This window comes from Winogradskyella ouciana (assembly GCF_965284585.1).
GTDB lineage: Bacteria > Bacteroidota > Bacteroidia > Flavobacteriales > Flavobacteriaceae > Winogradskyella > Winogradskyella ouciana.
This window is the reverse complement of the sequence record NZ_OZ260095.1, coordinates 1854837-1869361: the sequence shown is the minus strand read 5'-3', so window position 1 is coordinate 1869361 and position 14525 is coordinate 1854837. Positions and strand designations below refer to the sequence as shown.

Annotated in this window: 12 protein-coding genes; 7 read left to right on the top strand and 5 right to left on the bottom strand. The window is 36.0% G+C overall.

All coding sequences use genetic code 11. From position 1 onward, the window contains the following. Window positions 1-33: 33 nt before the first annotated feature. From ACQ65V_RS08105 to ACQ65V_RS08095, 3 genes are all read left to right on the top strand, one after another. A complete protein-coding gene (locus ACQ65V_RS08105) occupies window positions 34-1089 on the top strand; it encodes a 3-oxoacyl-ACP synthase III family protein (RefSeq protein WP_155090014.1) in 1056 nt (351 codons plus the stop codon). Between the two features lie 31 nt (window positions 1090-1120). After that, window positions 1121-1642 (top strand): methyltransferase, encoded by a 522-nt coding sequence (locus ACQ65V_RS08100; RefSeq protein WP_430467533.1) that lies wholly within the window; start codon window positions 1121-1123, stop codon window positions 1640-1642. Between the two features lie 74 nt (window positions 1643-1716). Beyond that, entirely contained in the window at window positions 1717-2565 is an 849-nt protein-coding gene (locus ACQ65V_RS08095) for a glycosyltransferase family 2 protein (protein WP_430467532.1), read from the top strand. Here the strand turns inward: ACQ65V_RS08095 and pafA are convergent. Further along, window positions 2562-4229 carry an alkaline phosphatase PafA gene (pafA, locus tag ACQ65V_RS08090; RefSeq protein ID WP_430467531.1) on the bottom strand — a complete coding sequence of 556 codons (1668 nt, stop codon included), beginning with the start codon at window positions 4227-4229 and terminating at the stop codon, window positions 2562-2564. The genes ACQ65V_RS08095 and pafA overlap by 4 nt on opposite strands. Before the next feature lie 112 nt (window positions 4230-4341). Here pafA and ACQ65V_RS08085 point away from each other — a divergent pair, with 112 nt between their 5' ends. After that, window positions 4342-5079 carry an MlaE family ABC transporter permease gene (locus ACQ65V_RS08085; protein WP_155090017.1) on the top strand — a complete coding sequence of 246 codons (738 nt, stop codon included), beginning with the start codon at window positions 4342-4344 and terminating at the stop codon, window positions 5077-5079. Further along, the gene (locus ACQ65V_RS08080; RefSeq protein WP_430467530.1) at window positions 5079-5846 is read left to right on the top strand and encodes an ABC transporter ATP-binding protein; all 768 of its coding nucleotides are present in this window, start codon (window positions 5079-5081) and stop codon (window positions 5844-5846) included. The genes ACQ65V_RS08085 and ACQ65V_RS08080 overlap by 1 nt, the downstream gene beginning before the upstream one ends. Here ACQ65V_RS08080 and ACQ65V_RS08075 read toward each other — a convergent pair whose 3' ends face one another. From ACQ65V_RS08075 to ACQ65V_RS08060, 4 genes are read right to left on the bottom strand one after another with little or no spacing between them, the layout of a single operon-like run. Beyond that, window positions 5847-7340, bottom strand: coding sequence for a DUF389 domain-containing protein (locus ACQ65V_RS08075; RefSeq protein ID WP_430467529.1), 1494 nt, complete (start codon window positions 7338-7340; stop codon window positions 5847-5849). 2 nt (window positions 7341-7342) lie between these two features. Continuing rightward, entirely contained in the window at window positions 7343-8425 is a 1083-nt protein-coding gene (locus tag ACQ65V_RS08070; RefSeq protein WP_430467528.1) for a mannose-1-phosphate guanylyltransferase, read from the bottom strand. After that, window positions 8415-9017: a SprT-like domain-containing protein gene (locus ACQ65V_RS08065; protein ID WP_430467527.1), complete on the bottom strand. Its 603-nt coding sequence runs from the start codon at window positions 9015-9017 to the stop codon at window positions 8415-8417. The genes ACQ65V_RS08070 and ACQ65V_RS08065 overlap by 11 nt, the downstream gene beginning before the upstream one ends. Before the next feature lie 32 nt (window positions 9018-9049). Continuing rightward, the gene (locus ACQ65V_RS08060) at window positions 9050-13093 is read right to left on the bottom strand and encodes an FG-GAP-like repeat-containing protein (protein ID WP_430467526.1); all 4044 of its coding nucleotides are present in this window, start codon (window positions 13091-13093) and stop codon (window positions 9050-9052) included. 215 nt (window positions 13094-13308) lie between these two features. On the opposite strand from ACQ65V_RS08060, the gene ACQ65V_RS08055 reads away from it, so the two are divergent. Together ACQ65V_RS08055 and ACQ65V_RS08050 are read left to right on the top strand one after the other, a co-directional pair. Continuing rightward, window positions 13309-14223, top strand: a complete 915-nt coding sequence (locus ACQ65V_RS08055) for a DnaJ C-terminal domain-containing protein (protein ID WP_430467525.1) — start codon at window positions 13309-13311, stop codon at window positions 14221-14223. 2 nt (window positions 14224-14225) lie between these two features. Next, window positions 14226-14522 carry a chaperone modulator CbpM gene (locus tag ACQ65V_RS08050; protein ID WP_155090023.1) on the top strand — a complete coding sequence of 99 codons (297 nt, stop codon included), beginning with the start codon at window positions 14226-14228 and terminating at the stop codon, window positions 14520-14522. The last annotated feature ends 3 nt before the right edge of the window (window positions 14523-14525 follow it).

Here is a 14525-nt window from a genome sequence, read left to right as displayed (position 1 = left end):
TGATTTGCAAAATATAATTTCAGACACGGTATTATGAATGTTAAAATAACGGGAACAGGTAGTTATATCCCGAAGAGTATAGAGAAGAATGAGGATTTTCATGAGCATAGATTTCTCAATCAAGATGGGACATCTATCGACTATCCAAATGAAATCATTGTAGATAAGTTTAAAGCTATTACTGGTATAGCTGAGAGACGTTATGCAAATGAGCAACTAACCTCATCTGATATTGGTTTTTTAGCGGCTCAAAAAGCCATTGACGACGCTAATGTTAACCCAGAAGAAATAGATTATATTATTTGCGCCCATAATTTTGGTGATGTAAAAGCCAATACCATTCAAAGTGATTTACTGCCTTGTTTGGCATCTCGAGTAAAACATAGTTTAAGAATCAAAAACCCAAAGTGTGTTGCATATGATATTCTTTTTGGGTGTCCTGGCTGGTTAGAAGGTGTTATACAGGCGCAAGCTTTTATCAAAGCGGGAATAGCTAAACGTTGTTTGGTTATCGGTTCTGAAACATTATCTCGTGTGGTAGATAAGCACGATAGAGATTCTATGATTTATTCAGATGGTGCTGGAGCGACAATTGTTGAGGCATCGGAAGAGGAAGGAATTTTGGCCCATGAAACTGCCAGTTTTACGTACGACGAGGCTTATTATTTATTCTTCGGAAAATCGAACAACCAAGAGTTGTGCAAGGATACAAAGTACATTAAAATGCATGGCCGAAAGATTTATGAATTTGCATTGAATAATGTTCCTAACGCCATGAAAACATGCTTGGATAATAGTGGAATTGACATCTCTGAAGTTAAGAAAATATTGATTCATCAGGCTAATGAGAAAATGGATGAGGCCATTATAAAGCGATTCTACAGATTATACAAAACACCAGTTCCTGAAGGTATTATGCCAATGAGCATCCATAAATTGGGTAACAGTTCTGTCGCCACTGTGCCAACACTTTTTGACCTTATCAGAAAGAACAAAATGAAAGACCATAGTATTGAAAAAGGTGACGTTATCATCTTTGCTAGCGTTGGTGCAGGAATGCATATAAATGCTATGACGTATAGGTATTGATTTTAAAATATAACGCTTTCGCGGCAATAACATGTACGAAAAAACATATCCGAATAAGCGTTATAAACTTACGCTTCAATTCCTAAAAAAACATATTAATACCTCTGAATCTATTTTAGATTTAGGCGTTAAAAATCCCTTTTCAGAAATTCTGATTTCTGAAGGTTTTTCGGTTGAAAATACAACAGGAGAAGATCTGGACGAAGACCGTTCTGCCTTGAAAAACTCATCAGCAGACGTAGTAACAGCATTTGAAATTTTTGAACATTTGCTCTCCCCATATGAAGTTTTAAAATCAATTAAATCCAACAAAATAGTGATAAGTGTCCCTTTGCGATTATGGTTTGCATCTGCTTATAGAAGTAAGACGGACAAGTGGGACAGGCATTATCATGAGTTTGAAGATTGGCAACTCGACTGGTTATTAGAAAAAACCGGATGGAAAATTAAAGACAGGCAAAAATGGACTAACCCTGTAAAGAAGCTTGGTATAAGACCAATTCTTAGGAGGTTCACTCCACGTTATTATATCGTTTATGCAGAAAGGCTTTAAAATTCCAAAACCTAAAACTCAAAATTCCAAATGGGTTTGCGTAGTTTTGGTTTTTGAAATTTAGCAATTGGGATTTGAACTTCTACATCATCATACCAGCACACAACGAAGAGGATTATATTGGCAAGACCTTGCAATCTCTGGTGGAGCAGACTTCATTACCAAAACAAGTTGTTGTTGTTAATGATAACTCTACAGACAAAACCGAAAATATTGTAAAAGATTTTGCTTCAAAATACAACTGGATTTCTTTAGTCAACATCACCTCATCAGACAAGCATCTACCAGGATCCAAAATTATCCATGCCTTTAACAAAGGACTAGAAACCTTAGATGACAATTTCGACATCATCTGTAAGTTTGATGCTGATTTAATCTTTCCGAGAGATTATCTGGATGTGGTTTCAAATCATTTCAAAACCAATAAACAACTTGGTATGGCATCCGGTTTCTGTTTCATTGAAAAAGATGGAGATTGGGTTTTGGAAAATTTAACCAACAAGGACCATGTTAGAGGTGCATTGAAAGCTTATCGCAAAACATGTTTTGAGCAGATTGGTCAACTTAAACCATCAATGGGTTGGGATACAGTCGATGAGCTATTAGCCAAATATCACGGTTGGGGAATTCTCACAGATGAATCGCTTAAAGTAAAACACCTAAAGCCAACTGGAAAATCTTACAACAAGGCTTCAAAATATCTGCAAGGTGAAGCCATGTACAAAATGCGCTATGGGCTTTGGATTACCTTGATTTCGGCATTAAAACTCACCTATAAAAAGGGAAGCTTTAGATTATTTAAGGATTATATGAGTGGATACTTTAAAGCTAAGTTCAATAAAGTGGAATTCTTAGTCTCAAAAAACGAAGGGAAATTCATTAGAAAATTACGCTGGGATGGGATTTTTAATAAATTATTCTAATCAATCACAAAACCCAAAACACTTCCCGTTGCTCTATTAGGAAAACTAATGCCCAACAACGCAGACATTGTTGGTGCGATATCTGGTATTACCGTTTTTTCAAATGTGGCACCATGCTTTATGCCTTTTCCAAAGAATAAAAGTGGTACATGTGTGTCGTGGTTTAATCCGCTGCCATGTGTGGAACCCGTTTTTCCGTAAGAAATATAATCTGGGTCTGGCACTAAAATAATATCACCAGAGCGTTTTTGGTTAAAACCATTTTGAAGTAGTGTTTCTATTCCCTGAGTGAAATCCGTCGTCGTCATGGTTTTTGCAGAATATACTTTATCGACATGTTCATACTGTATTAATTCGTTAACGAATTGCTCGGTCACTGTATTAATATTTAGTCCCAAACTATCAATACGCTTTCTATTTAGGAATATTTGATTATTACTTACATTTTCAATCAAATCAGAATTATTGAATGTGCGCAGTAAATATTCTTCGAATCTGGTTTTTGTTGCCCTGTTGTTTAAATACCCAGCAGGAATCTTTAAGCTTCTTAAATAGTTAGGAACGTCTATTGCGCCGTGATCAGCTGTTAAAAACACCGTATACTCTCCCACTCCAACTGTCTCATCGAGATAATTGAAAAAACGTTCCAAATCTTTATCTAATCTAATGTAAGTGTCTTCTACCTCTTTTGAATTTACCCCAAAATTATGACCTACATAGTCCGTACTCGAAAAGCTAAGTGTGAGGACATCCGTAACATCATCCTCACCCAATTGCTCACCTTTTATAGCCGCTATTGCAAAATCTGTAGTTAAACTGTTGCCATAAGGTGTTGCTTTAAGGATTTCAAAATTGCGATTGTGCTCACGTAAGGCCTGCAAGTCATAAGGAAACGTTGCTTTTTCCTTTCCATTAAATCCTCCTTCAAACTTGTTGTCATCTGTACCGCTTTCGGTATAAGTAGTTATGTCATAAAGCGTGTTCCAAACTTTAAAGTAAGACTCTGCAATATCAGAAGCATTAAATTCTTTAACCCAATTTGGTAAATCTTGCATATAAAAACTACTGGTAATCCAAACCCCTTCGTCCCTTCCATGAAACCAATATGCAGCATTCGCTGTATGGCCAGCAGGCAACACAGCACCTCTATCCTTCAATGAAACACCAATGGTTTTTCCTTGTAATTGCGTAAATAAACGGTTTTCATCTGCAAATGTGGTAGTTTGCATTCTATGCGGAGACATTTTACCTGCCATGTGATCTGTACCAACCGATTCAACCTTATCATCACCTGCACAATACACAGTTTCTTTCGTCTGCTTATCATACCAATTATTACCAATCACCCCATGGTATTTTGGCACTGTACCAGTAAAAACCGATGCGTGCCCTGGCCCAGTATAAGTAGGCACATAATTAAAGTGATTGTTCTTACAATTAAACCCTTCTCGCATCATGCGCTTAAAACCACCATCCCCAAACTTAGATTCAAAACGAGTTAAATAATCGTAGCGCATCTGATCCACAACAATACCAACAACCAATTTTGGTTTAGAATTAGAGTCAGTTCTTTTTATGTCTTCATTTGAATTCATTGTCTTTTCTTGTGACCCACAAGACAAAACCAAAGTCATTGATAAGATTATTGTGAAGATGTTTTTCATGATAATTATGTCATTCTTTAGAGTTTCAAAAATACGTTTTTTAGACTATCTTAATTTAAATTAACATTAATAAACTCATCTTTTTTCATACTTTAGCATAATAAATTCTTGCATGAGTTACCTCCATAATATTGGCGCTTACTTTTTAATGATTAAGAATGTTTTCCGCAAACCTACCAAGTGGTCTGTGATGAAACCCTTAATTCTTAAAGACATTGATGATCTTATCATAGGTTCTCTGGGTATTGTTGCTTTTATTGCATTTTTTGTTGGCGGAGTTGTTGCCATACAAACCTCCTTAAACATTAGCAATCCACTGATTCCAAAATACCTGGTTGGTTTTGCTACGCGCCAATCTATAATTTTAGAATTTGCTCCTACTTTTATTTCCATTATTATGGCTGGTAAAGTCGGATCATTTATCACGTCGAGCATAGGCACTATGAGAGTTACTGAGCAAATAGATGCTCTCGAGGTTATGGGAATTAATGCCATTAATTATTTAGTGTTTCCCAAATTTGTTGCTTTAACATTATACCCTTTTGTGATTTCCATTGCTATGTTTCTAGGGATTTTAGGTGGTTTAGCAGCATGTGTGTATGGTGGTTATGGAACATTGGAAAATTATATTGAAGGTGTGCAAAATGACTTTATACCATTTCATATGGTCTATGCCTTTATAAAAACTATGGTCTTTGCATTTATCCTAGCTACGATTCCATCCTTCTATGGCTATTTTATGAAAGGTGGAGCACTTGAAGTTGGTAAGGCTAGTACTACCTCTTTTGTTTGGACTAGTGTTGTAATTATTTTATTGAACTTTTTACTAACCAGTTTACTCTTGGGCTAATGATAGAGGTGAAAGACTTACATAAATCGTTTGGTGATGCTCACATTTTAAAGGGCATTTCTACCTCTTTTGAAAAAGGAAAAACCAATCTCATTATTGGTCAAAGTGGCTCTGGTAAAACTGTATTTTTAAAATGCTTACTTGGCCTATTTGAATATGAAGAAGGCAGTATTTCTTACGATGGTAAAGTTTTTAGCAAACTAAGTACCGATGAAAAAACAGAATTAAGATCAAAAATTGGCATGGTCTTTCAAGGCAGTGCGCTTTTTGACTCCATGACCATTGCTGAAAATGTGATGTTCCCATTAAGAATGTTCACTAAACAGAGTAAAAGTGAAATGGAAGATCGGGTGGATTTTGTTTTAAAACGTGTTAATTTAGATGATGCGCATCATAAAATGCCCAGTGAAGCATCTGGTGGAATGCAAAAGCGTGTAGCCATTGCCAGAGCTATTGTAAACAAACCGAAGTATTTGTTCTGTGACGAACCTAATTCTGGATTAGACCCTAAAACTGCTATAGTCATAGATAATCTTATACAAGAAATCACAGACGAATATCAAATTACTACAGTCATAAACTCTCACGATATGAATTCCGTTATGGAAATCGGCGAGAAAATCGTTTTCTTAAAAGATGGTCTTAAAGCTTGGGAAGGCTCAAAAGAAACGATTTTTAGAACAGATAATGAGGCTGTGACTAATTTTGTGTATTCTTCAGAATTATTTAAAAAAGTGCGTAAGATGTATATTGAGGAAAATCAGTAATTAATTTCTTCTAATATATACTGTATCTACTTTTAATTCTTCTTTGAGCCATTTTTGAAGTGCTCTTTCCTTAGCTAACACTATGCTATCATTTAAAGCGACTTTCCATCTTACATTCGCAACATTAACAGTATCTATATTTATAAAGTCTTTAGATTCTAACATTTTGGCATAACCAAAAAACTCTAAATCATTGAATCTTACTTTGGCATCGCGTGACAAACTGCTGAATGAAATAGCATCTTTATTGGTATTACTCGATTCAATAAGTTGGTTTAAGTTGGTGATGTTTTCTTCTAAAGCCATAATTTGCTTCTGTAATCCATCAATTATATTATCCTTTTCATCTAAATCAGCATAAGCTCTATCTAAAGATTGATTAAGGCGATCTGCACTTCTAGTTTTGTTGGCATTAATAACAAGGTCAAAATCTACTAGATTTTCATAGTTGCGCTTTTCATTCTGAAGATCTGAAATCATTTCATCGCTTACATCTCCGTTAAAAAAAAGACTTATTCTTTTATTGTCCTTATCTAACACTTTGCGTTGCAACCAAAGATTGGGATTAGTCTCAATTTCATTTTCAACATAGCTTTTATAGTCCCTTTCGTATTTACTTTCCTGTAAAACGGTTAAAAATGTCCAAAATGCAGGAATCATAACAATAATTGCTACAAGCGAAGCCAACCTTGCAATACGCTTGCGTTTTTTGGAGTTAGCATACTTTAGCATAGGAAAGCGTAATAGCTTCAGCACTAGAAATGTCGCCAATGCAATGAAAATGGTATTAATACCAAACAGGTACATTGCTCCGCCAAAATACTCCCAATTACCTTTTGCCAAACCATACCCAGCGGTACATAATGGAGGCATTAACGCTGTAGCAATGGCCACACCAAAAATTACAGAAGCAATAGTCCCTCTTTTGGTTCTAGCAATGATAAGAGCTAATCCACCAAAAAAAGCAATCAACACATCTCGAATATCTGGTCTAGTTCGTCCCATTAATTCAGATGTATCTTCACTTAAGGGAAATAACCAAAAGAACAAAAACGCTGTCAATAAACTCAGCACTATCATTGTTAGCAAGTTAATCAGCGATTTTTTTAAAGTATCAATATCGTTTATTGCTATAGAAAGCCCAACTCCCAATATTGGACCCATTAAGGGAGAAATTAACATGGCACCGATTACTACGGCTGTAGAGTTAGCATTCAATCCAACGGAAGCTACCATTATAGAACAAACCAATATCCATGCTGTTGCACCTTTAAAGGGAATATCTGCCTTTATAGCCGCAACAGTTTCATCACGATCTGTATCATCTCTAAAATCTAAAAGCTCACTTAGAAAATTAGAAATACTTGAAAACAGACCTTGAGCATCTTTCTTTACAGCTTCCTTTTTTTCTTCAACAGCATTTTCCTTGTTCATTTCATTCGTCATTTGCGAATTCTCATCTTCGGAAAAGTTGAATTTATTTTCGTCACTCATAATTAACCATATTCTTCCCCAAAATTGGCTTTTACATTTTGGAGTACTTTCTTAATATCTTGCTCTTTAGACTTAGGAAAGATAAGTAAAACTTCATCTTTATCTACAATGATATAATCTTTTAAACCATCTATAACAACGATTTTATCCTTTTTAGATCTAATCATATTACCAGATGCATCTTCCGCCAGGACTTTAGAATTTACTACTGCATTGTTGTTTTCATCCTTATCCAATTTATCATAAAGACTTCCCCAAGTGCCCAAATCATTCCAATCAAAGGTTGCCGGAATTACATAAACATTATCGCTCTTTTCCATTAACGCATAATCGACTGAGATGTTTTCAGCCTTACCGTAATTATCCCTTATAAAGTCATCTTCAAATTCAGTATTATAGACACTATAACCACTTTCAAATAGTTGAAATAATTCAGGTTGATTATTTTTAAAAGCAGAAATCACAGTTTTAACACTCCACATAAAAATACCAGCATTCCATAAGAAATTGCCTTGCTCTAAGAACGACTTCGCTGTGTTGTAGTCTGGTTTTTCCCTAAACTGACTAACAGGCTTAATTTCTGAAGTTGAAGATTTATCATATTCAATATAGCCATAACCTGTATTTGGAAATGTTGGTGTAATTCCTAAAGTCATTAACGCATCGTTAGATTCACAAAAATCAAAGGCTGTTTTTACGTTATTTGAAAACGCCTCTTCGTCCTCGATCCAATGGTCACTTGGTGCTACAATCATTACGGCATCTTCATTTTCTTTCTGGATTTTTAATGATGCATACAGAATGCATGGTGCAGTATTTCGCATAGCTGGCTCTAAAACCACCTGACGCTTAGTGACACCAGGTAATTGCTCAAAAACCAAATCATTATAACGCTCATTGGTTAGAATGAAAATATTTTCTTCAGGAATAAGGTTTGCCAGGCGGTTGAAGGTTTTTTGTATCAAGGTATCTCCTGTACCCAGCATATCATGAAACTGCTTCGGAAAGTTTTGCGTACTTATAGGCCAAAATCTAGAGCCTACTCCACCTGCCATTAATATGGCGTAATAATTTTTATTTTTCATCAAATAATTCTACTTCTGCATTAGGATTAAACAAATATAACTTACCTGTTTTAACTTCTACACATTCAAAACGTTTTCTTCTTTGGTTGCCACGTTTAAAAATTCTACCATTATATAACTTGAAATTTTCTCCCATAGGTACTTCAAACACAAAGGTTTTGTCTTCGCCTTCATCAAACTGTTTTAAGGCATAAGCCAATTTTGTGTCGGTATCGCTTGAGGCCTTTGGGTTTTTAAAATGTTCTGCCAACAATGGTAATATTTCCATTGGAAAGATTTCTGGTCGTAAAAATGGTAACATTAAATGCTGAAACGTATGTTTCCATTCTTTACCATGTGGTTTTATAAAACGACCAAATTTGTTATAAGCTTCAAAATGTGCAATTTCATGAATCAACGTGATTAAAAATCGATACGGATTTAAATTACCATTAACCGTAATTTGATGCTTGCCATTGGCCAATTGCCTGTAATCTCCATGTTTAGTCTTGCGTTCGTTCTTAACTTTAACAACAAGATTGTCTTCAGCCAATAAGGCTTCGACCTGTGGTTGCGCTTCGGTAGGTATAAAATCTAAAAGCTGTGTTTGCATTGTTGCAAAAATAATTGTAATTATTTAGACTCCTAATCCTTAACCACAATCATTTTAGAAGTATCGTTAACCCTTATCAAATACAATCCTGAGGCTGTATCATTAAACTTTAGTGAGGTAGTATGATTTAATTCGTCATAAGTTCTATTGGCTAACTCTATTCGTCGTCCACTGATATCAAAAACCTCAATAGTTTCACTACCATCTGTTTGACCAATAAAAATTTCCCTATCAACAGTTGGGTTTGGATATATCTTGATAGGCGCATCAAGTTCTTCAACACTTAGTTGTCCGCTAAAATATGGCACGGCAAAATCAAAAGTATCTTCTGCAACCACTTGACCTATAAAACGACCAGGAATATCATCTGCTGGTGGGTGAATGCCTCCCCAAATCCTACTTAAACTCGTTTGGTCAGATGCATCTCTATAGGTTGCCCATTGCAAGACCACATCCACTGAAGGACCTTCTTCGAATACTAAAAACTCATTGGCCTTTGCGGTAAACTCTCCCAATCCACCTGGGAAAAATTCGCTACCCGTCATCATAGTCATCAATTCTGCCGCAGCTCTTGAAAAAGTAGAATGCCCAGACACATAGCCTGCAAATGGTGGTGTAACAAATGTGGGGCGTTGATACGGATACCAATCCTCTGCTAAAATCCAGCCTACTCCTGCTTGGTCGGTTTCTGTACTACCAATAAAGTCATGACCTTTCCAAGTATATAATTTTATTTTACCAACGTGTTGATTGGCAAAACCTGCCAAAGGATCACCTTCCTCAACAATTTCTATATGATCATCAATAAGCTGAATGCCTCCAACATCGTAATTATCTAAAGTGTTGTCTGTGCTCTGTCCTCGTTCTGCCATAGAGCGAATTGCAGAAATCGGTCGAATATAATCATACCAACCCTTAACGCTCCACGCAGAAATTGCCGAATCGTGCATACCTCCTCCTAAAATAAAATACGCTTTTACGTCCCATTCCAAAGGGTCTAAAATGTCTCCTTCACCTTCAAAACGTTTTTCAAATTGTGGATGATCATTCACATAGTTTAAAATTGTAAACCAATGGCCAGGAGGAGTTTCAGAATCTGGGCCGTCTGCCCAAAATTCTGCTAATACTCTTGCATAATCTCCACGCGGTACCATATTAACGTCATATGGGTTACCTGTTACAGGGTTTAATGCATGGCCGTTGCCATTGGCACCTCCTTCAAAAAAGTTATAGAAACTGGGATAATCAGCATAGTCTGTCGGGAACGTACTGATATCAACATTACCGATGGAATTAGGGGAGATATCCCACATCACTCCATCGTTTTGATCTAAATGCGATTGCCAAACCGAAACCATTGAAAATCCCCATTTATAGGCATCGCTTTCTGCGTTATCTTCTGTCCAGCTGATATAAGGCGGATCTGAAGGGTCATGAAAAACATGAAAATCATTACCATCTCTTTGAAACGTTACTTTATCGTCTTCGGATAAAGCAAATCCAGATACATTTCCCCATTCTGGACTCAAAAACGGTGGAGTGTCTTCATCAATAATTTGACCTCCTTGATCTATAAAGATGTTTAGCGCCAACGGTTGCCAGCGATTAGGATCTATAATCGGTGGATTCTCTCCACTATTAGCATCTAAAGCATACGGATCGTTAACCGGTTCGTAATAAGCATTATCATAGCCTGTGGTTTCCCTAGAGCCGTCTTGCAAACCATAGTCAATTAAATTTTGTGCTACATAATTCCCAAAGGCTGCTGCATCTCCGTCTTCATACATTAACGATGTAAAGTTTGTATCATAGCCCAATTTTTCCATTAATAAACTCAATCTTGCTTGAGTTTCCTCTAATCCTGGCGAATTCTGAAAACGATGCAACATTAAACGATACATGGCGTAACTAATGGACTTACTCAAAGAAGTCTCTAAATCTTCAGTTGGCGTGAATTCTTCAAGTGTACTCGAGAAACCATTGACCGTATTACCAATTAAGTAAGGTGTAGCAACGTCATCATAAATTGCCCAAATATCGTACATAGCTACACTGGTATGAAATAAGTTTCTGGCATGTACCGTTGGTCTGGCAAAATCATCCCTGATTGCCTCAAGCAAGGCTTCATTCCACAATCTTGCAATGGATATACCTTCGGGAAGATTATCAACACCTAATGTTACATCAATCGAGGCTTCTAAACTTGAGCATTCATCGTCAGATTCAGTAACAGCTACGCGCCCTGATTCCTCTAAATGCCACTTTACCATTATACTATTTGTTCCTTGTCCACTTAAAATCTCTCCTCCTGAAACTTGCCAATTAGCTGTTGAACCTGGTGCAATGTTGTAAGAATAAGTTTCGGTTCTTAGAAAAGAAGAATTTGTATTACCTATTATAACTTGTGATGGCAAATAGGTGCACGAGCCATCATCTAAGGTTGCATCCGAATTATAATTACAGGATACAGGGTCTGTACAACCATACACTTTTTGACTAGGCTGAATATCTAACACCTCAATTCCTTGCCCTTCAACAACCTTAACGGTTTTATTTGTTTCTAAGTTATTGTATGTTTCCTCCAATCCAGAAGGCCACTCAATTTGTATCTGTGTAATTTCTGTTGCGTTATTTAACCCAAAATGCAATGGTTGTAGATTCTGACTCAAAAACCCAACTCCCGAGTAATATCTTTTAAATACACCTATGTCAGTCGTTAAAGTAACCGTTGTTCCTATGGCATCTCTATTAGACGTTGTTCCCTGTAAAACCACCTTATACCAACTTAAAGCACTTACGATGTCATCATAGTTGAGCGTTTTGTTTTCATAAAAGAATACAGATCTATCACTATTGGTTACCAGTAAATCGACATCTCCATCATTGTCATAATCAAAATCGTTAGCTTCAACACTTATTCCAAGTTCATTTAAACCCAACTGAGAAGAAAAATCAACAAATGAACTCGAACCCTGTGAAGCCATATTTCTATAATAAAAATTTGGTTCTTCACCTCTACGGTTAGGAACAAATCCATTTGCAACAAATAAATCCTCATCACCATCTAAATCAAAATCCGAGAAACGTGTTCCCCAAGACCATAATGAGTTACCAACGCCATTAGCATCTGCCAATTCTGAAAAAGTACCATCGCCATTATTTGTTAACAGAAAATTGTCATCTATAGCAGTAACAAAAATATCAAAAAAGCCATCTAAATTGTAATCACCAACAGCTATTCCCATATCATCTCCTGTTGTGTTGACATTATAGCCTACAGCCTCATCAACAAAGCTAGTTCCACTTTGGTTTATAAATAATTCATTAGGCTCACCGAGATCATTAGAAACATATAGATCCATAAAACCATCAGAGTTAAAATCAAAAGGTAATCCTACAAAACTCGCATATATGTTAGTGTTAGAAATACCCGTAGTTTGGCTAACATCTGTGAATGTTGAATCGCCATCGTTTAAATACAGTGTACTTTTTGAACATCTTGCCCAATCTGCGATAAACAAATCCAAAAAACCATCGTTATTATAGTCAAACCAAGTTGCGCCTGTATTGCCACAATCATTAACACTTGTTATACCTGAAATCTCTGTTACATCTGCAAACGTTCCGTTGCCCAAGTTTCGCCATAACTGCACCTCATCGAGAAACGTCATAAACAAATCTGGGAAACCATCGTTGTTATAATCGCCCCAGGATGCTCCAAATTTATAACCATCTAGACCTGTAAATTCTTCAGGTGCCATTTCTGGAGCGTACATTTCGGAAAAACCAGCCTCTTCAGTAACATCCGTGAAAGATCCATCGTTATTATTTCTGAATAGTCTACTCAGTGTTATAGGATTCTCAGGATCATCGATTGCTTTTGCCACAACAAATATATCGAGGTCATTATCGCCATCGTAGTCGGCAACTGCGATTCCGTTGTTGTTTTGCAGTTCACCTAATCCTACGATGGTTTCCACACGGTCAAAAGTCTGAGCGTAACCATTGAACATAAAGGTTAATGCAATGAATATTGAAGAAAGATAGAGTTTATAGTCGAGTAGTTGTTTTATCATATCCTCAAATTTTTCATAAATATAATAATAACACTAAATAATTAAATATATATTATTGTTTTAACAGACTGCTTTTGTTTTTATCGATGTTTTTTACTTTTTAACACATATAACACAATTAAACAATACTCTTATTCAGTCAATAAATTCATTGAAAAAGCGCAAAAAATCTTTTAACTTAGTAATCGTTCAAATTTAAATAGTTTAAAAAATTCATGGCATTTATTGATTATTATAAAATTCTCGGCGTAGATAAAGATGCTTCAGAATCTGAAATTAAAAAAGCATATAGGAAACTGGCACGAAAATACCATCCAGATCTAAATCCTAATGACAAGGAGGCAGAAATCAAATTTAAACAACTCAACGAGGCCAATGAAGTATTGAGCAATCCAGAATTTAGAAAGAAATACGACAAATACGGAGAGCATTGGAAAGAAGGTGAAGCTTACGAACAGGCTAGACAGCAACAACAATCTCGTGGTCAATATCAAGGTGCCGATGGATTTGAAGGGTTTGAAGGATTTGAAGGGTTTGGTGCTGGGTCTGATTATTCAGATTTCTTTGAATCCATGTTTGGCGGAAGCTTTTCAGGGAGAGGTAGAGGACAAAACATAAAATTTAGAGGTCAGGATTTTAATGCACTATTGCAGCTCAACCTTACAGATGTCTATACATCCCAAAAGCAAGTACTCACTGTCAACGGTAAAAACATTAGACTTACAATACCAGCGGGAGTTACAGATGGTCAGGTCATAAAAATTAAGGGTAAAGGTGGGCCAGGTGTAAATAATGGGCCAAACGGCGATCTTTATATTGAGTTTAAAATTTTGAATAACACGCCCTTTAAACGAGACGGTGCTAACCTCTATAAAACAGAAAATATAGATATATATACGGCTGTATCAGGAGGGGAAATCACAATTGAAACCTTTAATGGTAAAGCAAAATTAAAGGTTAAGCCACTTACCCAAAATGGCACGAAAGTTAAACTGAAAGGCAAAGGATTTCCTAAATACAAAAAAGAAAATGAATATGGTGACTTATATGTCACATACAACGTTGAGCTTCCAAAAAAACTAAGCTCTCAGGAAAAAGAACTTTTTCAAGAATTAGCAAAACTACAATAACAATGAAAGACACATATTATATAGCATTACCAGAATTATGCACACATTATCAAATTGAAATGTCTTTTTTTAATGGGCTAAAAGAATACGGGCTTATAGAAACCATAACCGTTGAAAAAAAACATTGTCTTCATCGCGATCATATTGCAGATGTTGAAAAAATGATTCGCATGCACCAAGAGCTCAACTTAAATTTTGAAGGTATCGATACCGTTTTTAATCTTCTAAAGAAAATTGACCACCTAAAACAAGAATTGACCAGGACCAAAAATCGATTAAAACGTTTTGAGGATATTTAAATA